This window comes from Vibrio ostreae (genome assembly GCF_019226825.1).
Lineage (GTDB): Bacteria > Pseudomonadota > Gammaproteobacteria > Enterobacterales > Vibrionaceae > Vibrio > Vibrio ostreae.
The window spans coordinates 982,188-1,002,634 of the sequence record NZ_CP076642.1 but is presented as its reverse complement, the minus strand read 5'-3'; the positions used below and the strand labels follow the sequence as shown (position 1 = coordinate 1,002,634).

16 protein-coding genes and 2 pseudogenes are annotated in these 20,447 nt (G+C 50.1%); 13 read left to right on the top strand and 5 right to left on the bottom strand.

Annotation, left to right across the window (positions count from 1 at the left end):
- The first annotated feature begins 12 nt into the window (after window positions 1–12).
- Complete coding sequence (locus KNV97_RS04330; RefSeq protein WP_218561615.1) at window positions 13–399, top strand: MAPEG family protein; 387 nt, start codon at window positions 13–15, stop codon at window positions 397–399.
- Here KNV97_RS04330 and KNV97_RS04325 read toward each other — a convergent pair whose 3' ends face one another.
- Together KNV97_RS04325 and KNV97_RS04320 are read right to left on the bottom strand one after the other, a co-directional pair.
- A complete protein-coding gene (locus KNV97_RS04325) occupies window positions 400–1,032 on the bottom strand; it encodes an START domain-containing protein (RefSeq protein ID WP_136483683.1) in 633 nt (210 codons plus the stop codon). It abuts the gene before it with no gap.
- A 105-nt stretch (window positions 1,033–1,137) separates the two neighbouring features.
- Window positions 1,138–2,094 (bottom strand): AEC family transporter, encoded by a 957-nt coding sequence (locus KNV97_RS04320; protein ID WP_136483684.1) that lies wholly within the window; start codon window positions 2,092–2,094, stop codon window positions 1,138–1,140.
- Between the two features lie 124 nt (window positions 2,095–2,218).
- Between KNV97_RS04320 and KNV97_RS04315 the strand changes: the two genes are divergently transcribed.
- The 3 genes from KNV97_RS04315 to KNV97_RS04305 all read left to right on the top strand — a co-directional run bounded on the left by KNV97_RS04315 (window position 2,219) and on the right by KNV97_RS04305 (window position 5,365).
- Window positions 2,219–2,809: a TetR/AcrR family transcriptional regulator gene (locus tag KNV97_RS04315; protein WP_136483685.1), complete on the top strand. Its 591-nt coding sequence runs from the start codon at window positions 2,219–2,221 to the stop codon at window positions 2,807–2,809.
- A gap of 112 nt (window positions 2,810–2,921) precedes the next feature.
- A complete protein-coding gene (locus tag KNV97_RS04310; RefSeq protein ID WP_136483686.1) occupies window positions 2,922–3,779 on the top strand; it encodes an alpha/beta hydrolase in 858 nt (285 codons plus the stop codon).
- A 197-nt stretch (window positions 3,780–3,976) separates the two neighbouring features.
- Window positions 3,977–5,365, top strand: coding sequence for an SLC13 family permease (locus KNV97_RS04305; protein ID WP_218561614.1), 1,389 nt, complete (start codon window positions 3,977–3,979; stop codon window positions 5,363–5,365).
- A 70-nt stretch (window positions 5,366–5,435) separates the two neighbouring features.
- Here KNV97_RS04305 and KNV97_RS04300 read toward each other — a convergent pair whose 3' ends face one another.
- Complete coding sequence (locus KNV97_RS04300) at window positions 5,436–5,972, bottom strand: GNAT family N-acetyltransferase (protein ID WP_136483688.1); 537 nt, start codon at window positions 5,970–5,972, stop codon at window positions 5,436–5,438.
- A gap of 211 nt (window positions 5,973–6,183) precedes the next feature.
- On the opposite strand from KNV97_RS04300, the gene KNV97_RS04295 reads away from it, so the two are divergent.
- Complete coding sequence (locus KNV97_RS04295) at window positions 6,184–7,464, top strand: HD-GYP domain-containing protein (RefSeq protein WP_218561613.1); 1,281 nt, start codon at window positions 6,184–6,186, stop codon at window positions 7,462–7,464.
- An 80-nt stretch (window positions 7,465–7,544) separates the two neighbouring features.
- Here KNV97_RS04295 and KNV97_RS04290 read toward each other — a convergent pair whose 3' ends face one another.
- Window positions 7,545–8,159: a DUF2057 family protein gene (locus tag KNV97_RS04290; protein WP_206208386.1), complete on the bottom strand. Its 615-nt coding sequence runs from the start codon at window positions 8,157–8,159 to the stop codon at window positions 7,545–7,547.
- Between the two features lie 445 nt (window positions 8,160–8,604).
- On the opposite strand from KNV97_RS04290, the pseudogene KNV97_RS04285 reads away from it, so the two are divergent.
- The 8 genes and pseudogenes from KNV97_RS04285 to KNV97_RS04250 all read left to right on the top strand — a co-directional run bounded on the left by KNV97_RS04285 (window position 8,605) and on the right by KNV97_RS04250 (window position 19,561).
- Window positions 8,605–11,152: pseudogene (locus KNV97_RS04285) on the top strand (glycosyl hydrolase family 18 protein).
- A gap of 137 nt (window positions 11,153–11,289) precedes the next feature.
- The gene (locus KNV97_RS04280) at window positions 11,290–11,661 is read left to right on the top strand and encodes a GntR family transcriptional regulator (RefSeq protein WP_136483691.1); all 372 of its coding nucleotides are present in this window, start codon (window positions 11,290–11,292) and stop codon (window positions 11,659–11,661) included.
- Window positions 11,658–12,521, top strand: coding sequence for an ABC transporter ATP-binding protein (locus KNV97_RS04275; protein WP_218561612.1), 864 nt, complete (start codon window positions 11,658–11,660; stop codon window positions 12,519–12,521). Before KNV97_RS04280 ends, KNV97_RS04275 begins: the two co-directional genes overlap by 4 nt.
- Window positions 12,521–13,375, top strand: a complete 855-nt coding sequence (locus KNV97_RS04270) for a hypothetical protein (RefSeq protein ID WP_136483693.1) — start codon at window positions 12,521–12,523, stop codon at window positions 13,373–13,375. The genes KNV97_RS04275 and KNV97_RS04270 overlap by 1 nt, the downstream gene beginning before the upstream one ends.
- A gap of 261 nt (window positions 13,376–13,636) precedes the next feature.
- Window positions 13,637–15,523 (top strand): methyl-accepting chemotaxis protein, encoded by a 1,887-nt coding sequence (locus KNV97_RS04265; protein WP_218561611.1) that lies wholly within the window; start codon window positions 13,637–13,639, stop codon window positions 15,521–15,523.
- A 285-nt stretch (window positions 15,524–15,808) separates the two neighbouring features.
- On the top strand, window positions 15,809–16,543 hold the full coding sequence (locus tag KNV97_RS04260; protein ID WP_136483695.1) for an IclR family transcriptional regulator: 735 nt from the start codon (window positions 15,809–15,811) through the stop codon (window positions 16,541–16,543).
- Window positions 16,544–16,549: 6 nt separating this feature from the next.
- Window positions 16,550–17,386, top strand: a complete 837-nt coding sequence (locus tag KNV97_RS04255; RefSeq protein WP_218561610.1) for an arginase family protein — start codon at window positions 16,550–16,552, stop codon at window positions 17,384–17,386.
- Between the two features lie 298 nt (window positions 17,387–17,684).
- A pseudogene (locus KNV97_RS04250) lies at window positions 17,685–19,561 on the top strand (PhoX family protein).
- 139 nt (window positions 19,562–19,700) lie between these two features.
- On the opposite strand, the gene KNV97_RS04245 reads toward KNV97_RS04250, so the two are convergent.
- Entirely contained in the window at window positions 19,701–20,405 is a 705-nt protein-coding gene (locus KNV97_RS04245; protein ID WP_218561609.1) for a DUF445 domain-containing protein, read from the bottom strand.
- Window positions 20,406–20,447: the final 42 nt, after the last annotated feature.

The following is a 20,447-nucleotide window of genomic DNA, read 5'->3' as shown; positions in this document are numbered from 1 at the left end:
TAAGGAAATCTTATGGTTACAGCGTTGTATGCCGTCATTTTGGCTGGGTTGATGATTTGGTTGGCGGTGCAGGTCATCAAGCAACGTCGGCGCCATCGAGTGAAGTATAGGGACGGTGGTGTGAATGCGTTGACTCTGGCGTGCAGTGCGCAGGGCAATGCGACTGAGTATGTACCGATCACTTTGATTTTGATGGGGCTGGCCGAAACGAATGGTGCCGCCGTATGGTGGATTCATCTGTGCGGGATTGCTTTTATGGTCGGTCGCGTGCTGCATGCTAAAGCAATATTAAATGATCAGCTCAAAGGCCGCGTGATCGGCATGAAGCTGACGTTTGGGGTGATGACGCTGTTGATGGTGCTGAATCTGATTCATCTGCCTTATGCCAAGCTGTGGTAATTATTCACTGACTTGAGAATGCTGGCGCTGCTGATATTTGGGCAATTGCTGTCTGAGGCCCTGAAAGGTATTAAAGGCGCTGGAGACGGATAGCTTGTTGGCCATCCAGTCTGGCAGGTTGCCGCCCGGATCGGCGAAGGCAATGTAGTCAATATGAGTCAGACCGTTGGTGAGTTTTTCCAGTGTCCAGGTCGCTTTGACCCCTTTAATGCGAATATAGTCCGGCTGTGGCGGGTAGCGGTTTGAAGCATCTTCGATGGTGAGAATAAAAGCGCCGTTCGGTTGTTCAAAGCGGGAATAAGTTACCATATCGCGATTGCGTGCCGGCCAAGGGGCGCTGAAGCGGGTATAAACAATATTCTCATTGGGTGAGAGCTGTTTGAGTACACGGCTGGAAGAGACGTTATCTATCCAGTTCGGGAGATTGGCGCTGTCTTCCAGCAGCGCCAGAAAAGCCGCATAGCTGGTTTGCTCAAACATCTGGGCGCGGATTTCGACCAGACCATCCTGATGATGGCGGGTGTGAATGGTAATACCATCCTCGTTTTTGGCTATTTCCCATCGTTGTGGACTGTCAGCCTGTGCTGTACAGACTGACAGCAGCCATAGCAAACATAACCAGCGGATTCGCATTGTTGCTCCCTTACGCTCTGGGCGGGTTAAACTTGTATTTGTAAAGCTTAGGGGCTACAGCGCTGCTGTGCCGTTTTTATCTGGCTGGTTTCATCAGGCAGCGCCTTACAGCAACTGGAAGGTCGACAGCAGAAATATTCCCAGGGTACAGGTCACTAGTGAAAAGACCGTGGTCATGGCGATAATATTGGCCGCCAGTGCCGCGTTACCGCCCATCGCGCGCGCCATGACGTAACTGGCGGCGGCGCTTGGGGACGCGCTCATCAGGAAAATCAGGCCCAGTTCCATATCGCGGAAGCCGTAAATCATCGCGGCGACAGTGATCATCAGCGGTGCCAGTACCAGTTTGTAAGCCGTGGAAATCCATGCCGCGACTTTATCATCCCGAAGAGAGCGAATATCGAGCGAGCCGCCGGTGCACAGCAGCGCCAGTGGCAGTGTCATGTTGGCAAAGTAGTGGCCGGCTTTTTCAACCACCTGCGGGATTGGCACGGCGAGAAAGTAGCAAATCATGCCGAGCACAATCGAAATGATGAGCGGGTTTTTGGTCAGGGTTTTGACCATCAGTTTCGCCGCCTGCAGGCCGCTGGTACTGCCTTTTGGCGTCAGGGTGATCACGGCCTGAATGTTGTACAGCATGGTCATTGAGGCCACGTAAATCGCCGCCAGCGCTACGCCGCTGTTACCGTAAGTGTTGGCCATGTAAGCCAGACCGATAATCGCGGTGTTGGCGCGAAAACCACCCTGAATCACCACGCCCTGATCTTTCGGGTTCGGTACGGTGCGTTTGGTGGTCCAGGTGGTGAAAAGGAAGAAGGCAAAATTGGCAATCAGACCAAACAGGATCAGCGGCATACTGGATGAGAAGTCATGCTTAGAGCCGACTATGCTCAAAAACAGCAGGGCAGGCAGGGTAACCTGGAACACCATGCGTGATGCGACGTCGATAAAATTCTCATTGATTAAGTTCATCCGTTTGAAGATGACACCGAGCGCCAGCATTAAACAGATTGGTCCGGTGATAGAAGCAGAAAATTGCAGTTGTTCGAGAATGCCTTGCATATCCTTCCTTAAACGCGGGTGAAGTTTGCTCATTGTTTCATAGTTTCAACAGGGCGAGAAATGCTATTTGCAAAATAGAACGAACGTGCTAAAAATGGAGGGATATTCGATAATAGTGGTCAATATGAGCAAAGGTAGAATCACCCGCGATAATATTCTCGCTACGGCTTTTGAGCTGGCGAGCGCCAATGGTCTGGAGAGCCTGACGATTGGCGAGTTAGCCAAGCAGTGCGGGATGTCCAAAAGTGGCTTGTTTGCGCATTTTAACGCCAAAGAGAATTTGCAGCTGGCGGTGCTTGACTATGCCAATCAGACCTTCGTGGCGCGGGTGATCGCCCCGGCGCGTGAATTGGATGACGGCAATATGCAGGGTAAACTGCGCCATATCCTGGCCAACTGGCTCAACTGGAATCAGTCTTTTCAGGGCAGTTGTATGTTTCTTGATGCGTGGCGTGAAGCGGGACACAGCGAATGTGCCCTGCAGCGAGCACTGAAAGCGACCATTGCCAGCTGGATAGAGTACCTGAGAATCCAGATTGGCAAAGGCGTGATCAGCGGTGAGTTTAAGCGTGATCTCGCGATTGAGCAGGCCAGTTACGAATTGTATGGCTTGTATCTCAGCGCGCATCTGTTTTACTCCCTGTATGGCCAGGAACGAAGTGAGCAGCATTTCTGGCAAGGGGTGGATAGGCTGTTTGCCAGTTGGTTAGGTTAGGCACGGGCCGGAGTCGTCTGGTGGCCTGATTTCATTCTTCGCCTGAGGCGAAAAAATTTAGGATTAAAAAGCACGAGCGTTCTTTTATTAAGCCCTCGTCAAGGACAACATAATGAGTGACAAGATTTACTTTAATACTTCCCGTGGTCTGCATCTGCGCCGCCGGATGATCAACTGGACCACCCGTCTGCACCACACGCTGGCGCCGGCCCATGCCCGTAAAACCGCGCGCAAGCTGCTGCTGACACCGGCACGCATGACGGGCAAAAATGCGCTGCCGCAACGGCTGATCAAATCACAGGTCGATTCTTCGGAGGGCAAACTGACGACTTACCGTCTTGGTCAGGGCCCGGTATGGATTCTGACCCATGGCTGGTCCGGATCATCTAGCCAGTTCTTCCCTTTGATGGAACACATTGCGGCGCAGGGCTTTACTGCTTTGGCTTACGATCACCCGGCGCATGGTGAAAGTGAAGGTATGTTTGGTCATATTCCTGCGTTCGTCCGTGGTCTGGAGAGTATTCTCGACAGTGAAGATAACGTGGCTGGCCTTATCGGACACAGTATGGGTAACGTCACCGCGCTGGAGTGCCGTCATGCCAAGCTGGCCCAGTGTCCACTGCTGCTGATTGCACCAGTGCTGGACTATCTCGATAACCTATTTGGTACTGTGGCCCGTTCTGGCTATTCGATGCGTCTGTTTGAAGAAGTCGTGAATCAGGTACAGGATGAGTATCATTATCCTATTCATTCTATTCAGCCGTTGGAGAAGCTCAGACAGCGCCAGGGAATGACGATTATTGTTCATGATGAAAATGATAAATTTGCCCGTTACGCCGAATCGGAAAAAGCGGCGCGTGAAATAGAACATGTCATGCTGATTACCACGCAGAATCAGGGGCACGGGCGTATCATGAAAGGAAATGAAGTGCTAAATGCATTTGACAATATTGTTAAATTCATTGATTAGATAAATATTTTTAAATGAAACGGGTGTTTTTCATTTTTGTTAAATTTTGGATCTTTATTAATTCTATTTATTTCATGATGTTAAATTGGGTGTAAGAGTTTTGATTGGCTTAACAATTTGGCAATAATAATTGCCCCGGAGCTGGCAAACTATGTGAACATAGAACTGCCGTATGGCCTCCACAAGGAAGCATAATAATGAATAGAAATGATAGTGTCCCTTTACCTAACAATACCCGAGAATGGTTTTTTAACCGTAATAGTCTGATCGTGCTGGCGGATGTCGCCCTGTTTGCCATCCTGTTTAATACTCTGCCATTTGAAGCCAATGTCGTGCTGGGTATCAGTATGCTGGCGTTTATTGCCGTACTTTGGCTGACCGAAGCACTGCATGTCACGGTAACCGCGATCCTGGTACCGGTGATGGCGGTGCTGTTTGGCGTATTTGACACCCAGGCTGCACTGAACAACTTTGCCAACTCAATTATTTTCCTGTTTCTGGGCGGGTTTGCATTGGCGGCGGCCATGCATCGTCAGGGGCTGGATAAAGTCATCGCCGATAAAGTGCTGATCATGGCGCGCGGTAAGATGAGCGTAGCGGTATTTATGCTGTTTGGTGTCACCGGCATACTGTCGATGTGGATCAGTAATACCGCGACCGCGGCGATGATGCTGCCGCTGGTACTGGGTGTACTGAGCAAGGTCGATGATGACCGTGGTCACAGCACTTACGTGTTTGTCCTGCTGGGTATTGCCTACAGCGCCAGTATTGGCGGGATCGCGACCGTGGTGGGCAGTCCGCCTAATGCCATCGCAGCCGCGGAAGTGGGGCTTTCGTTTACCGATTGGATGGAATTTGGTCTGCCGACAGCCATTGTCATGCTGCCTATGGCGATTACTCTGCTGTACTTTTTGCTTAAACCGGATTTGAGCGGCCATTTTGAGCTTAACCATGACCCGGTCCAGTGGGACAAAGGTAAAGTGGTGACGCTGGCGATTTTTGCCCTGATTGTCTTTTTGTGGATCTTCAGTAAGCCGGTGAATGCGATGCTGGGTGGCTTCAAGAGCTTTGATACCATCATTGCACTGGGTGCGATTATTCTGGTCAGCTTCGCGCGCGTTGTGCACTGGAAAGACATTGAGAAAACCGCTGACTGGGGGGTATTGCTGCTGTTTGGTGGTGGTATCTGTCTGAGTAATGTACTGAAGCAGACCGGAACCAGTGTTTTCCTGGCCAATGAGCTGAGTTCGATGATTGCTGATCTGGGTCTGTTCGTGATTGTATTGGTGATCGCTGCGTTTGTGGTCTTCCTGACCGAGTTTGCCAGTAACACCGCCAGTGCGGCGCTGCTTATCCCGGTGTTTGCCAGCGTGGCAGAAGCCTTTGGTATCTCGCCTGTACTGCTGTCGGTACTGATCGCGGTTTCCGCGTCGTGCGCCTTTATGCTGCCGGTTGCGACGCCGCCGAATGCGATTGTGTTTGCGACCGGACACATCAAGCAAAGTGAGATGATGCGGGTGGGTATGTTCCTGAATATCTCCTGTATCGCGCTACTGACTGCGATTGCGATGTTCTTCTGGCAGTAAAGCCGTCAAGATTCCCCCGCTACAAGAACGGAGCAAGATGCTCCGTTTTTTTAGCGATGAAATAAAGGTCTTACCTGGAAGTGCGCGACAGACCATAAATCACATGGTCAACAATTCGCCCGTTGAGATTCTCCGCACGGGTGATGATGCCTTCCTGACGGAATCCAAGCCGTTTTGCCACTTGTTGACTAGGCTGATTACCGTTTGCGATAGCCAGCTCTGCTTTTTCCAGTTGATAGCGGGTAAATGCCACGTCAATTAGCTTTGCCACACAGCGGGTGATGATGCCCTTGCCCTGTTGGTTCTCGGCCAGCCAATAGCCCAGCCGGGCTTTTTGCAGATCGGGGTTGATCTCTTGCAGGCTGCAGTTGCCGACCAGTTCATCGCGGTAAAAGATGGCGCATGTCATCGATTTACCATCGGCATAATCGTGCAGCATCGTTTGGGCGAACAGGCGGAAGTCCTGCTCTGAATGGCAGTAAGCCGGCCAGGCAAGCCATTGACATAGATAGTCCCGATGCGCAGCAACCAAGTGGGCGTAAAGGGGGGCAAAGGTTTCTTCGATCAGAGCCAGCTGCAGATTTTTATCGACCGTTAACGTAAACATGACGGGATCCATGGTGGGTGAAAAGTGTGCAAACTGTAGCATTAACAAGGAGCTGCTCAAACTTTATTAGAATGCTGTTCCAACAAGTTCTCAGTAGCACACAATTACCGTCACAGAATACATCAAAACCTTAATAAAACTAGGGACGGATGACTCAGTTTGTATTAGTCTTTGCTGACATTATTATATAAAAAAGTAGTCAGTTAGCTTTATGGAAACTTGTGAGGAAAAAGTCAGCATTGATCTGCGCCGGGTCTTGCTGAGTATTGCACAGGCTCTGGATGACGTCGGATTTGATACGCTCCATCACAGTCATCGGGTCGGGTATATGGCTTACCGGTGCGCATTACGAATGGGCTGGGATCAAGAGCTGGCTCAGCTCTCTTTTGCTGCCGGTTTGGTTCATGATTGCGGTTCTACTCAGCATTCCGCATTGATGACTTTTGCGGCCACTCGGCGGCCTGGTAGTTTTGCCCGCCACTGTGAAAAAGGATTTAATCTGCTGAGTGCATGTGGGCCGCTATCCCGTTTTGCTTTGCCGATACTTTACCATCATACGGCCTGGTATGAATTGCAAACGCTGGCAATGGATTCGCACGACAAACAAATTGCCGGGTTGATTTATCTCGCCAACCGGGTTGATCATCTCTATTTTCATCAGCACAAAGACCTATTTGGCAACCTTTCTGCCGCCGGTAAACGCCAAATCATCGAACAATTGCAGGCTCATTCGGGCACTCTGTTTGCGGCTGATATGGTTGAGGTTATGGCCGATCTGGTGGGCAATGATGATTTTTGGTTTTCAATGCATCCCCAGCACATTGAGGCCGTTCTGTTACGACTCGAAGCCGCACCTCTGTTCTCCCGTAATCTGAATCTCAATGAACGGATTGAAATTGCCGAGCTGTTTTCTAAGATCGTCGACGCCAAAAGTCCGTTTACTTTCCAACACTCTTTGAAGGTCGCCTTGTTATCACAATTTCTGGCTAAGAAAATGGGCTATTCTGCCAAAATGCAGAAACTGCTCTACCTGGCGGGATTGCTGCATGACATCGGCAAGCTGAGAACGCCAGATTTCGTGCTGCATAAAGAGGGAACACTGACGGCTGAAGAGTATACCTGCATCAAGCGGCATGCGACGGATACGCGATTTATTCTGCAGAACATTCATACCTCATCACTGGTGTGCGATTGGGCATCGAATCATCATGAAAGACTGGATGGCTCCGGTTATCCGCTCGGAAAAACCGCGCAGGAGCTGGATGGCCCGAGCCGTATTGTTGCGGTGGCTGATGTGTTTCAGGCGCTGACTCAGTCACGGCCTTACCGGCAAGGCATGTCGCTCGAGGAGTCATTAAACATTATTGCTGAGCAGGTTGCGAATCATCAGCTTGATGGTGATGTGTTCGCCTGTCTGCAGCATAACGCCGAGCACTGCTACTGGTTATCGGCTGATGAGAATGAAGTTGGGTTGCAGTCGGCGGTAGGCTGAAAAACACGGTGTCGGGCTTAAAAACAGAGATAATAAACGGGCGCTGAACAGCCCGTTTATTTTTTAAATCACGTAGAGGCTTACTTGTTGACGTAAGCTTTAAAGCGCGCTTTGGTTGCCGCATCGGCTTTGTTGTACCAGAAATGCAGCATTTCTTCGGCTGTCGTATCGTTGGCCGCGCCATTGCTCGATTTACCGGTTTTGATGAAGGCGGTGCCGACAGCGGCTTCACCGCCACTCAGGTTGTACTCAAACGTTTCTTGTTTGTAGTCACGACCAATCTGCATACCTTCTTTAATCAGGCGGTCTTGTGTGACCTGCAGCGCCTGTCCCTTATCATCACGCAGTGACCACTGCATAGATTTGATGTTTTCTTCTGCTTCGGTCGCGTTGCGGTATGTCGGCATGTCGAAGCTCAGAGATTGGTCTGCTGCATCAAATTTGGCAATGACAACATCGCCTTCCACACCAATTCTTTCACTACCCTGGCTGTAATATGGGTGATAGCGGAACACGATTTGTTGTTCGCCGTCTTTCAGTTCCACTGAGGTCACCGATGAAAAAATGCTGCCTGACGTTTCTGGTTTTTGGCCGTTCACGACCAGCATTTCTATCGTATCAGGGATCGCCAGCGTGACTTTTGCCGCTGCTGTTGCACTGAAAGCGATAGCTATAATGCATGTTAAGGGTTTGATTATATTCATGAGTTTTATCCTTTAAACCGCTTTAGCGTAATCAGCGAAAAGGGTGCCGATTGTAGCGAAGAAAAGCAAGTTTTCGGCGCGACTCCAGGCCAGATTTCATCAAAACTTAACCTAACCTCAGATTTATCGGGCTCGTCAGCGCTCACGTTCTGTTATCGCTGAATCATCAGTTTTCTGTCCGGTTTCTTTATTGTCAATAAAAATAAACTCGTTTTTTCGAGGTGATGTTTTTTGGAATTAGGACGTTATTTTGATGATTTATGATTAATGAATTTATCATTTGGTCATTATTTACTGTGATTCCGACTCCGTTTTTATGATGTTTTTTTCTATTGGAAATAAACACTCCCTATAGTTAATAGAACGTCATTCTGTTAATCGTTTATACAGAGTATGGCGCAGGTTAAGCTTCTATTAACAAAGGAATTTAAAAACAATGATAAATCGTGTCTCATGGGGCGTCATGTGTGTGGCAATATCGATCAGCGGAGCGGCAGTCGCGCTCCCTTCGACACCGAGTATTGACGTTTATGGCTCAAATAATCTGCAGTTTTCCAAAATTGAGCTGGATATGGGGGCGACCGCAGGCTATTCGCAGATGGTACATTATCAGGATGAAGCGCCGATCAGCATCCTTTTCAACCAATGGGGCGCTGAAACCGGCGACCACTATAAAATTTACTTTGATGGTCAGGAAGTCGCGACCGGCCCGATTACCTCGAGTCAGACCACGGCCAGTTTTGGTTACAGTGAGGGGGGGTAAGTATCAACTTGAAGTTGCAGCTTGTGATGACAGCGGGTGTAGCGTCAGTGCTCCGACTCAGTTGCTCATTGCCGACACCGATGGTGCTCATTTGGAACCGCTGCCGATGAACATCGATCCCAACAATAAAACTTATGCGGAAAAAGCGGATGGCGTCGTAGCCAGTTATTTCGTCGAGTGGGGGATTTATGGTCGTGACTACAGCGTGGATAACATTCCGGCTCAGAACCTGACCCATATTCTGTACGGATTTATTCCGATTTGCGGTCCGAATGAATCCGTAAAATCGGTCGGCGGCAACAGCTATAACGCTTTGATGACCGCGTGTCAGGGAGTGCCGGACTATGAAGTGGTCATTCATGATCCTTGGGCTGCCTATCAGAAAAGCTTTCCGCAGGCTGGCCATGAGTTCAGTTCACCGATAAAAGGGAATTATGGGATGCTGATGGCGCTCAAACAGCGTTACCCGGATTTGAAAATCATTCCATCGATTGGTGGCTGGACTTTGTCCGACCCTTTTTTTGATTTCACCAGTCAGACCAACCGCGATGTCTTTGTGGCTTCAGTGAAGCGCTTTTTACAAACCTGGAAGTTTTTCGATGGCGTGGATATTGACTGGGAATTCCCCGGCGGGGACGGTGCTTCAGCAACCTTGGGTGATCCGGTAAACGATGGTCCGGCTTACGTTGCGCTGATGCGTGAGTTACGCGCTATGCTAGATGAACTCGAAGCCGACACCGGGCGTTCTTATGAGCTGACGTCGGCTATCGGATCCGGTTATGACAAGATTGAAGACGTGAACTACGCCGAGGCCGCGCAATATATGGATTACATCTTTGCGATGACCTACGATTTCTACGGCGGCTGGAATAATGTTCCTGGTCATCAGGCGGCATTGTACTGCGGAAGCTTTATGCGCCCGGGCCAGTGCCAAGGTGATGGCACTGATGCCAGCGGTGTGGCATACGCAGGGCCGGCTTATACCGCAGACAACGCGATAAAGCTTTTACTCGCACAAGGGGTGCCGGCGGGTAAATTGGTACTCGGTACCGCGATGTATGGGCGTGGCTGGGACGGCGTTATGCCATCGAGTCTGAGCGAACCGTCCGACCCGATGACCGGAAGTGGACAAGGTAAACTGACCGGCACCAATGCTCAGGGTGTATGGGAAGCGGGCGTGATCGATTACAAAGGTATTAAAGCCAATATGTTGGGCAGCGACAATCAGGGGATCAATGGCTTTGAATATGGTTATGATCAACAGGCGGAAGCTGCCTGGGTCTGGAACCGTGAGACCGGACAACTGATTTCATTTGATGATGCACGCTCAGTAAAAGCCAAAGCGGATTATGCCCGTAGTCTAGGGCTGGCGGGTCTGTTCTCGTGGGAAATGGACGGTGACAACGGCGATATTCTCAACGCGATGCATGAGGGACTATCCGGCTCCGGGCTGCCAGTGACCAATCGTATGCCGTCTGCTGACGCCGGTCAGGATCAGGTGGTGACCGGCCCGGCCGTGGTGGTGCTGGATGGGTCTGCTTCAACGGACAGTGATGGTACTATTACACACTACACTTGGCAGCAGACCTCCGGTCCTGTGGTGGCGCTGAGTGATGCCTCCGGTGCTGAGCCAAGTTTTACTGTCGATGAGGTGCAACAGGAGCAGACACTGGTTTTTCAGCTGACAGTGACAGATAACGATGGCGCAACCGCGTCAGACAGTATCACCGTGAGTGTGCAGCCTGCCGCTACAGAAACTGAAAACGATGCACCGGTGGTAACGCTGACTGCCCCGGCTGAGGCTGAGGCCGGAGACCGTGTTGTGGTCGATGCTTCAGCATCCAGTGATGCCGATGGTGATGCCCTGACTTTCAACTGGCAGATTCCGGAAGGGATTGAGGCGAGTGTCAACGGTGGCCGTGTTTCGTTTATCGCTCCTGCGTACAACCAAAACACCACGCTAACCTTCACAGTGATGGTCAGCGATGGTCAGAGCACTAGCGAAGCAACCATTCGGATCATTGTACATGAATCGGCACCCGTCAGCGGAGAGTGCGATAACCTGTGGCAAGCCGGTGCGGTGTATGTTGGCGGTGACCAGGTGAACTGGGCAGGCAGTGTGTGGCAGGCCAAGTGGTGGACCCAGGGTAATGATCCTACGTTGTCCGGCCAGTGGGATGTGTGGCAGCGGATTGGTAGTTCGGACTGTACCGTCAACTGACCACTGAATATTGATTGATACAAAGCTCTGCCTCGGCAGAGCTTTTTGATTTCTGCGTCGCGAAAGACTAGGGTTGCGTATCTGCCAGATTCGATATAGTGTTATATCTATGTATAACACTATATCGGTGTATGATAGTGACTGAGTGGCACGATAGCCAGCCGATTTTTCGCCAACTGGCGGATAAACTCATCGCGCAGATTGCGCAGGGTCTGTGGCCGGAAGGTGAGGCTTTACCTTCGGTGCGTACAATTGCATCGGATTTGAAAATTAATCATTTAACTGTGATGAAAGGTTATCAGTTGCTGGTGGATGAAGGACTGGTCGAAAAACGTCGCGGGCAGGGTATGTTTGTTGCCGAAGGCGCCGTATCGGCACTGCGCTGTCAGCAACGTGCGCAGTTTCTGCAGCAGCAAATTCCGCACATCGCCGCAACGCTGGCCCAAATCGATATGTCGCTGGATGAATTCGTTGAGCAGCTTAAACAACACGTCAAGGGTGAATCATGAATCCATATGTTGAAGTGAAACATGTGTCTAAACAGTATGCCGGTGCTGACACGGCTGCGGCCCTGCAGGAGGTGAATTTTACTCTTAACCCCGGACAGGTGCTGGGCTTGCTGGGGCATAACGGTGCTGGTAAATCGACACTGATTAAAGCTCTGCTTGGGGCTCATCGTTTTCAGGGAGAGATCGCCATTCTCGGCCTGGACCCGATTCAACAGCGTGACAAAGTGATGGAGAACCTGGCGTATATTTCAGATGTCAACGTGCTGCCACAGTGGATGACGGTGCAGCAATTGCTGCGTTATACCGCCGGGGTGCATCCGAAATTTAATCTGGAAAAAGCCAACGCGGTGTTGAGTAAAACCAATATTCAGGCACGCAGCAAGATTCAGTCACTGTCGAAAGGGATGCAGGTTCAGCTTCATCTTGCCCTGGTCATCGCGACGGATACTAAGGTGCTGATTCTGGATGAGCCTACATTGGGGCTGGATCTGATTTATCGTGATACGTTTTACCGTCACCTGCTGGAGTGGTTTCATGACGGGCAGCGTTGCCTGATCATTGCCAGTCACGAAGTGGCCGAGATCGAACACCTGCTGACGGATGTATTGATTCTCAAACAGGGCAAGGTTGTATTGCAACAGAGCATAGCCGATGTGGAGCAGGGGTATTTTGTGCTGGAGGCGCCATCGACGCTGGCGGATCAGATTGCTCCTTATCAGCCTTTGGCCTCTGAGCCAGGTTTAGGTACTACGCGTTGGCTGCTGGCTGCGCAATGTTTGCCTCAGGTGCAAACCCTGGGGCGTATTTACACTGTAAAACTGGCCGACCTGTTTCTGGCGCTGCAAAAGGAGAACAACTGATGCATCCTGCGTTTTATATGCTAGAAAAAGAGTGGCTGGAGCACAAATCTGTCACCCGAATCCCGCTGTTTGTCTTGATTTGCGTGTTGGTTTTGTTCGCCGGACTGCTCAGTAATGGGGGATTATCGGCTAATTTCAGTTTTCAAATCAGCAGCAGTGGCTTTGAAGATTTTGATCTGCAGTTTGTTGATGAGTTCAGCTCGTTGCTGATGGCTGGCGTGGGTTTATTGTCGGTAATGCTCAGTACGCTCTATTTCCCGAAAACACTGCGTAAAGAGCGTCAGGAAGGCAGTTTTATGTTCTGGCGCAGTATGCCGGTCAGTAACTTACGTATTCATTTGGTTAAACTCGGCTTTGGACTTTTGGTGATCCCGCTGATTTGCTCGCTGTTAGTGGTGACGGTTGATAGCCTGTTGTGGGTGGTGAATGTGATGACAGACGATGCGATCACGCTATTTTACAATCAGCGTGATGTGCTGTTCATCCCTGTTCATTGGCTGCTGTTTCTGTTGCGCATGGTGTTAGTGGCGCTGGCACTGTTGCCGCTGGCCTGTTTTACGCTGCTGCTTTCTCAGCTGGTCAGTGCGCCGATTATGGTGATGTTTGTCGGCGTATATGCGCTGCAATGGGTGACGTTTGGCCTGACGGGCAGTGACTGGTTTGAACGTTTCTTTGACCAAATTTTCGCTTTGCCGCTGCATTTGCTGACCGACAGCGATATGGCAGAATTAATGACACAAATCAGTATGCTCAATTTGCTGATTTACTTTGCGGTCGGAGCGCTGAGCTTTATCGCCAGCCTACGGCTTTATCAAACCGATGAGACCAGTTGGCGGGCACTATTGAAGCGCTAAGCGCAGGTTTAATTTTTTTCAAAGGGAGCTTTTGCTCCCTTTTTTCTAATCTCACTTTCGGGGGGAGATATTTTAGCGTAGTAATATCGGCTGATTTTTTACAGAATGAAATGCAGATTAGATTTTAGGTCTGGCAACGTAAAGTAATTGCCCGATTCGTAAGCCAGATCTAATTGGCATCAATTCCAAAAAACTATAATTTTATTCGTTATTAGAGCGACTTTGTTGATCAGGTTAAACAGGATGCAAACGGGATAGTCTATGTTCAAAAATCTTTCTTTAAAAAATAAACTGGCCATTTCGGCCAGTGCTGCGATTGTCATCGGCAGTGTTCTGGTGGAAACGTTATCGTTTAACGCTTCACTTCAGCGACTCGATGTTGAAATGGAGCAGCGTTTACAAAGCACCACGGCGTCTTACAACCAGTATGTGACCGACTGGCTGGAATCCAAGCAGTTGGCTTTGACGTCGTTGTCTGAGGAGATGCAATCGGATGCGATAGTGACACACTTGAAGCAGCTCAGGCATGCTGCTGGGTTTGACAATGTCTTTCTCGCCTATCCTGATGGTTCGCAGCAAAATGCCAATGGTGTGACCTTACCGCCAGATAATAACGACCCGCGTAAATGGGGTTGGTATATTAATGCGAAGGCCAATCCGCAGCAGGTGTATATGGACAATCCTACGGTAGCGGCTGCAACCGGAGCCAATGTGGTTTCTTTAGGGAAAGCCATGCAGCTGCATGGCCAGTCGCTGGTGTTGGGAGCTGATGTGGAGATTACTGATATTCTCAACAGCATGCAGCAGGTTATTTTACCGGGCTCAGGCTATATGTTTATTGCCAATCAGCAGGGTAATATTTTTACTCATTCTGATCCTAGCCTGCTCAATCGCAGTGTTGCTGAGCTTGGTCTCTCTTTTGCCGATATTCAGCGTGCGCAGAACTCAGGGGAAGATATTCAGGTTGAGATCAACGGCGAAACCTATGTTCTGTATGCCAAGGCGATTGCCGGCAGTCAGCTCAGTACGGTGATTGTGATTAATTACCACTCACTGGTTTCCCCTCTGTTTGATGCATTGTGGGGCCAGCTACTGGCGACACTTATCGTGGTGGTGGTCTGTATTGTACTGTTTAACCTGCTGTGTAATGTCTTGTTCCGGCCACTTAAGAATGTCGCCCAGGCACTGGAGCAAATTGCCAACGGTAGCGGTGACCTGACCCAGCGGATTGAGGTCGAAAATAACGATGAGGTTGGCAAGCTGGCTTATAGTTTTAATACCTTTGTGGCCAGTTTACAGCAGTTGATCGGTCATATTCGCCATCAGTCACAGCAGTTAAGTGGCCAGGCTGAACACAGCGCGCAGCGCGCCAATCAGTCCGCTGCGGAGCTTGGCACCCAGCAGCAGGAAATTACTATGGTGGCCACTGCAGTGACGGAGATGGCGTCGGCTACTCAGGAGATCGCCTCTCACGCAGAGCAGACTGCGCACGCGGCGCAGAATTCCTCTACCAGTACCAGTAATGGCCGCACTCTGGTGCAAAATACCCGCGCGTCGATCAGTAATCTGGCACAGGAAGTGGGTCAGGCTGGAGAGGTGATTGTCGCTCTCAATCAGCATGCTCAGGATATTTCTGCTGTGCTGGCGACGATTCAGGGTATCGCCGAGCAAACTAATCTGCTGGCACTCAACGCTGCCATCGAGGCTGCTCGTGCCGGAGAGCAGGGGCGAGGATTTGCTGTGGTCGCTGATGAAGTACGGGTGTTGTCGCAACGCACTCATACTTCGACCGAAGAGATTAAGTCGACAATAGATACGCTTCAGGCGACGACCGGACGTGCGGTGACCATGATGCAAAGCAGTTCTGACCTGGCGGTCAGTTCAGTCGAGGATGCCGATAAAGCTGCGCATGCGCTGGAAGAGATCAACGCCGCAGTCGCGTTAATCAGCGATATGGCGACGCAAATTGCCACCGCTGCAGAAGAGCAGACTCATGTCACCAGCGAAATTACTCAGAATATTACCGCGATTAAGGATGTGACTGAGCAGTTAGCTGAAGGCGCCAGCGATAGCTTGAATCAGTCAAATGATCTGCGTCATCAGGCGGCAGAACTGAGTGCGAAAGTGGCGACGTTTAAGTTGGCCTGATTAGCGGTTCCTTCTGTGCAACGGATACCGCTTGGCGTGACCCGTTCAAAAAGCGATGCATTAGCGTCGCTTTTTTTTATCGCTGCAAAACGCGGATGTGCTGTCACTTTACACCGATATTGCATGCTTGTTGTTCGTTTGAATCTGGCGCAGACTCGGCAAAAAACAATCCAATTTTATGGCTATTCCCACCAGGTGAGAATGCAATGCTTTAATTAAAATTAAATTCTCGCTATATAGGAATTCAGGTTTGAGCTTATCAAGGATAAAGGCTAAAACATCGTTATGAAAGAAACAAAGCTCACTGCGAATCAGGTTAACGAAAAATCACTGCAGCTGCTGATGCAGGTTGCGGTAAATGATGAACCGGTATCAGCCAAAGTATTAAGCGAGCAACTCCAGGTTCCTTTGAGCAGCCTCTATCGGCATCTCAAATTGCTTAAAGAGTGGAACCTCATTGAGGAAAGCCCGCATGACAAGACACTGATTATTGGTCCTGCCGCGTTATTACTGATGCGCAGTTACGAAACCAGTCAGCATAATTTAGATGCGGTTGATGCGGTTTTAAGCCGGCTGCAGAAGCAGACGGGAGAAATGGCAGCCTACATGGTTCCGGTCGGTTACCGGGCTTTGTGTGTCAGCCAGAAAGAAAGTATGCAGGCGCTTCGATGCAGCTTCGTCCAGGGTCAAAGTCAACCCCTGCTTCGTGGCGCCTCATCCAAAGTCATGTTGGCGTATATGCCGGCGCAGCGTTGTGAAAAGATCCTGCGCTATTTCGGCGAAGAGCACCAGATGGAAAAGTGGCAAGCCGAACTGGAAAAAATACGCCGCCATGGTTATGCCGTGAGTGAGTCTGAAATTGATACCGGGGTATCAGGTATCAGCGCTCCGGTGATGAAAGGGAGTAAATTGATTGGTGCGATCTCTGTGATGGCTCCGGTACACCGGGTTGAGACTCACAAGCAACGGATCATTTTACATGTGTTGCAGGCCGCGAGAGCGTTGCCACCGGAAAGGTAATTCATCATGTTAAGCTTATTCAAACGTTACCGATTGAGCCGCAGTGCGGTTCCACACATTTCGGCGTTTACCTTTATGACCGTATGTGAACGCGTGAAACCCATGTCTCGCGTTGAGTTTGAATTTGCCCAGCATAGCCTTGAGTTATCATCAGAGTGGCTTTATCAGCAGCAGAGCACCCCTAACTATGCCGATGCAGGTCACATAGTGATTGAAGACAAAGCGGATTTCCGCTTTGAGGATCTGATAAGCCGCAATCTGGCACTGAGTTCGGTGCCTGTAGTACTGGCCAACTGCCATGAAGTGCTGCTGAAAGCCTTACCTGTGATTGTGCTGGATAATGATGAAGTTGGTATTATTCATATTGGTCACGAGCTTGCCTTAAAACAGAGCCTGGAACCTCAGGTTGGATCAGTGTTTCACTTTGCTCTGTCGCGTTTTGCCAATGTACGTCTGTTTTACATGGGGATAGATCCCGAGCGTGTAGCTGGTCCGATGCTGGAATATGCCGAAGATCTGGGTTGTAACTGGGTGACGCATCAGGAGTCTCAGTTCCGTCATCGCAGTCAGCTCAAAACCCAGCTCAACCATTACATGCAGCATTGTGACCAACTGGTGCTCAATATTGATTTGGCTTCTCTGGTGCCGGGACGCAGTCTGGATGACCATGCGGTGTTGGACCTGCAAATGGTATTACGGGTGGTTCGACACGCAGTATTATCCGGTAAGGTGCGTATGATCCAACTGGTCGGGGCCAAAGATAAGCTTATCTACTCCAAACAGACCAAAGCAATTGTCGATGAGTTGTGTGCTCTGTCGGCGGAAGTTACTGTCAGCGAATAACACCACCTCTCCAACGCCACCCTGGGGTGGCGTTTTTACTTCATCTCTTTTTGCTTTAAGAGAAAGTCCCTGTTTATTAAGAAAAATATCTATAAGGTCGCATGGCCCGTCTCGCTATCGCTGCGAATTTTTTCACTCTGGCTTGTCATTATTTAGCAATATATCTTTCACTTAAGCGTCATTTATTCCCGCTAAGCTCCTGCCATCATAAAATTGCATTGATGCAACATAAGACTAATTTGCGCAAACAAACATAACGACTGCGCAACTATAAATCACGAAAGTAAGGAGCAACCCTATGTGGAACCGTGATGAGCAAGATTCACAGTTTAGCGCAATGATTGATGCGCGTTTATCACGCCGTCGTTTTCTGACTGGTACTGCCGCCGCTGGTGCGGGCGCTTTTTTGTCTCTGAACCCGGTTGCTAAAGCGATGGCTGCCAAGCCTCAGTCTTCATTACTCAACTTCGAGCCGGTACCCGCATCCACGTCTGATACCCTGGTGGTACCAAAAGGCTATAAAGCGACACCACTGATGTCGTGGGGGATCCTATCTTCGCTAATGCACCAGAATTTGATCCAAGCGGTAAACAGGACTCCCGTGCCCAGGCGCAGCAGTTTGGTGATAACACCGATGGTATGAGCCTGTTCCCAATCAGCGACGACCGCGCGGTACTGGCCATCAATAACGAATACACCAACTACGAGTACCTGTTCGCTCATCAGGGTAAGGCGATGAGCGCCGATGATGTTCGCAAAGCCCAGGCAGCAGTGGGTATCACCATCGTGGAAATCGTACGTAGCAACGGTCAATGGAGCATTGACCGCTCAGGCAAGCGTAACCGCCGTATCACCGCCAATACGCCGATGCAGCTAACGGGGCCGGCTGCCGGACATGACATGCTGAAAACCCAAGCGGATCCTAAAGGTGTCCTGGCTTTAGGAACGTTTAACAACTGTTCAAATGGTCAGACGCCTTGGGGCACTTACCTGACCTGTGAAGAGAACTTTGATGACTTCTTTGGCGCCAGTCAGGAAGCATCTGTCACGGCGGATCAGAAGCGCTACGGCATTGAAGCCAAACCAAACGACTATCAGTGGTATGTCCACGATGAACGTTTTGATATTACCAAGAACCCGAATGAAGCTAACCGCTTTGGCTGGATTGTAGAAATCGACCCGCATAACCCGGATTCCACGCCAATGAAGCGTACGGCGTTGGGCCGGTTCAAGCATGAAAACGCCGCGTTCACCCTCAACAGCGATGGTCATGCTGTCGTTTATTTGGGCGATGATGAACGTGGTGAGCACCTGTACCGCTTTGTGTCTAAAAATCGTTATCAGGAAGGTAATGATGCGGCTAACCGCGCTCTGCTGGAAGAAGGCACGCTGTATGTCGCCAAATTTGATATGGATGACAAGGAGCTCAAAGGCCAGGGCCACTGGATTGAGCTGACCTTTGGCAAAAATGGCCTGACGGCAGAAAATGGTTTTAACAACCAGGCTGAAGTGTTGATTTTTGCCCGCCGCGCCGCGACTCTGGTCGGTGCGACGACGATGGACCGTCCTGAGTGGGTGGCGATTCACCCGGACAACAAGCACGTGTTCTGTACCCTGACCAACAACAAAAACCGTGGTGTGAAAGAGGGCCAGCCAGTTGGCGGACCGAACCCGCGTGCTGAGAACCATTACGGTCAGATCCTGCGCTGGATGCCGGTCAATGGCGACCATACGGCCGATATGTTTGCCTGGGACCTGTATCTGATTGCCGGTAACCCGACGGTTCATCATGGCGATTTGTATGCGGGTAGTGCCAATATCAGCGCTGAAAACATGTTTAACAGCCCGGATGGTATTGGTTTCGATCAATCAGGTCGCCTGTGGATTCAAACCGATGGTAACTACTCCAACAAGGGTGATTTTGCGGGGCAGGGTAACAACCAGATGTTGTGCGGTGACCCGATCACTGGTGAAGTGCAGCGTTTTCTGACCGGTCCGATTGCGTGTGAAATTACCGGCCTGACTTTCTCTCCGGATTACAAAACCATGTTTATTGGTGTGCAGCACCCGGGCGAAGACAATGCTCCGTCGCATTTCCCGGCTGGTGGTAACAGCAAACCACGTTCAACGGTGATGATGATTACCCGCGAAGATGGCGGCGTGATTGGTGCATAACGGTTTGCCAGCGTAAACAGCGATTAAGCTTAAGCTGCATATGACCAATAAGAAATCCCGGCTCTGCCCGGGATTTCTATTTACGCTTTGTTGATTTTCTGACGGCTTTTATTGCGTAGATCAAGCAACGCTGAGCAGATCAAGCAACAAAAGTGGACAGGATACCAATCACACCGCCAAAAATACCGCCCCAAACGACCAGCCAGCCCAGATGCTCTTTGATCATGGTCTGTACCATTTCTTTGACTAACTGCGGCGTCAGCTCGCTCAGGCGCTGATCAATGATGTTCTCAATATTGGTTTTAATTTCATTCAGCATTGCCGGTGATTCAAGTTGCTCTTTGAGCGCGTTTTTCACCGTATCACTCTGGCTGATATCAACGACAGCATCCTGCATTTTTTCGACAAACGGCTGCTTGAGTGGTTGCAGCGCTTCACGACCGCCAAACATCGCCAGCATGGCGCCAAAGGAAGAGTTTTCAATCACTTCAACCAGAGAATCAAAGGTCGGGTTAAAGTCGATTTTAGCGATCACAGGTTCAAGATCGAGCGCTTTGTCGCCCGCCATTTCCTGATTGAGGAAACGGTCGATGTTGGCGTCGCTGAAAAACTGCGTCATCATCAGCTGTTTAATCGCTGCTTTAAAGGCTTCGAAGCGGGCCGGAATAACCCCTGAGCCGTATAATCCGGGCACTTTTTCAAACAGCATATGAATGGCGAGCCAGTTAGTGATGGCACCGGAGAAGGCAAACAGACCGGCATACAGGGCCAGTCGGTTGTCGAGAGCGTAGCCGCCCGCCAGCAAGACCAGCGCGACAAAATTGGTAATAAAGCTTTTATTCATAACAACGCATTTAGAGTGAAAAGAAAGAGAACTGAATTTTAA

What these genes read in the sequence shown, in the direction of transcription:
- KNV97_RS04270 (WP_136483693.1), top strand. Translation starts at nt 12,521, where the DNA reads ATGCATCCTGCGTTTTATATGCTAGAAAAAGAGTGGCTGGAGCACAAA.
- KNV97_RS04260 (WP_136483695.1), top strand. Translation starts at nt 15,809, where the DNA reads ATGAAAGAAACAAAGCTCACTGCGAATCAGGTTAACGAAAAATCACTG.
- KNV97_RS04275 (WP_218561612.1), top strand. Translation starts at nt 11,658, where the DNA reads ATGAATCCATATGTTGAAGTGAAACATGTGTCTAAACAGTATGCCGGT.
- KNV97_RS04305 (WP_218561614.1), top strand. Translation starts at nt 3,977, where the DNA reads ATGAATAGAAATGATAGTGTCCCTTTACCTAACAATACCCGAGAATGG.
- KNV97_RS04330 (WP_218561615.1), top strand. Translation starts at nt 13, where the DNA reads ATGGTTACAGCGTTGTATGCCGTCATTTTGGCTGGGTTGATGATTTGG.
- KNV97_RS04265 (WP_218561611.1), top strand. Translation starts at nt 13,637, where the DNA reads ATGTTCAAAAATCTTTCTTTAAAAAATAAACTGGCCATTTCGGCCAGT.
- KNV97_RS04245 (WP_218561609.1), bottom strand. Translation starts at nt 20,405, where the DNA reads ATGAATAAAAGCTTTATTACCAATTTTGTCGCGCTGGTCTTGCTGGCG.
- KNV97_RS04310 (WP_136483686.1), top strand. Translation starts at nt 2,922, where the DNA reads ATGAGTGACAAGATTTACTTTAATACTTCCCGTGGTCTGCATCTGCGC.
- KNV97_RS04295 (WP_218561613.1), top strand. Translation starts at nt 6,184, where the DNA reads ATGGAAACTTGTGAGGAAAAAGTCAGCATTGATCTGCGCCGGGTCTTG.
- KNV97_RS04325 (WP_136483683.1), bottom strand. Translation starts at nt 1,032, where the DNA reads ATGCGAATCCGCTGGTTATGTTTGCTATGGCTGCTGTCAGTCTGTACA.
- KNV97_RS04255 (WP_218561610.1), top strand. Translation starts at nt 16,550, where the DNA reads ATGTTAAGCTTATTCAAACGTTACCGATTGAGCCGCAGTGCGGTTCCA.
- KNV97_RS04320 (WP_136483684.1), bottom strand. Translation starts at nt 2,094, where the DNA reads ATGCAAGGCATTCTCGAACAACTGCAATTTTCTGCTTCTATCACCGGA.
- KNV97_RS04315 (WP_136483685.1), top strand. Translation starts at nt 2,219, where the DNA reads ATGAGCAAAGGTAGAATCACCCGCGATAATATTCTCGCTACGGCTTTT.
- KNV97_RS04300 (WP_136483688.1), bottom strand. Translation starts at nt 5,972, where the DNA reads ATGTTTACGTTAACGGTCGATAAAAATCTGCAGCTGGCTCTGATCGAA.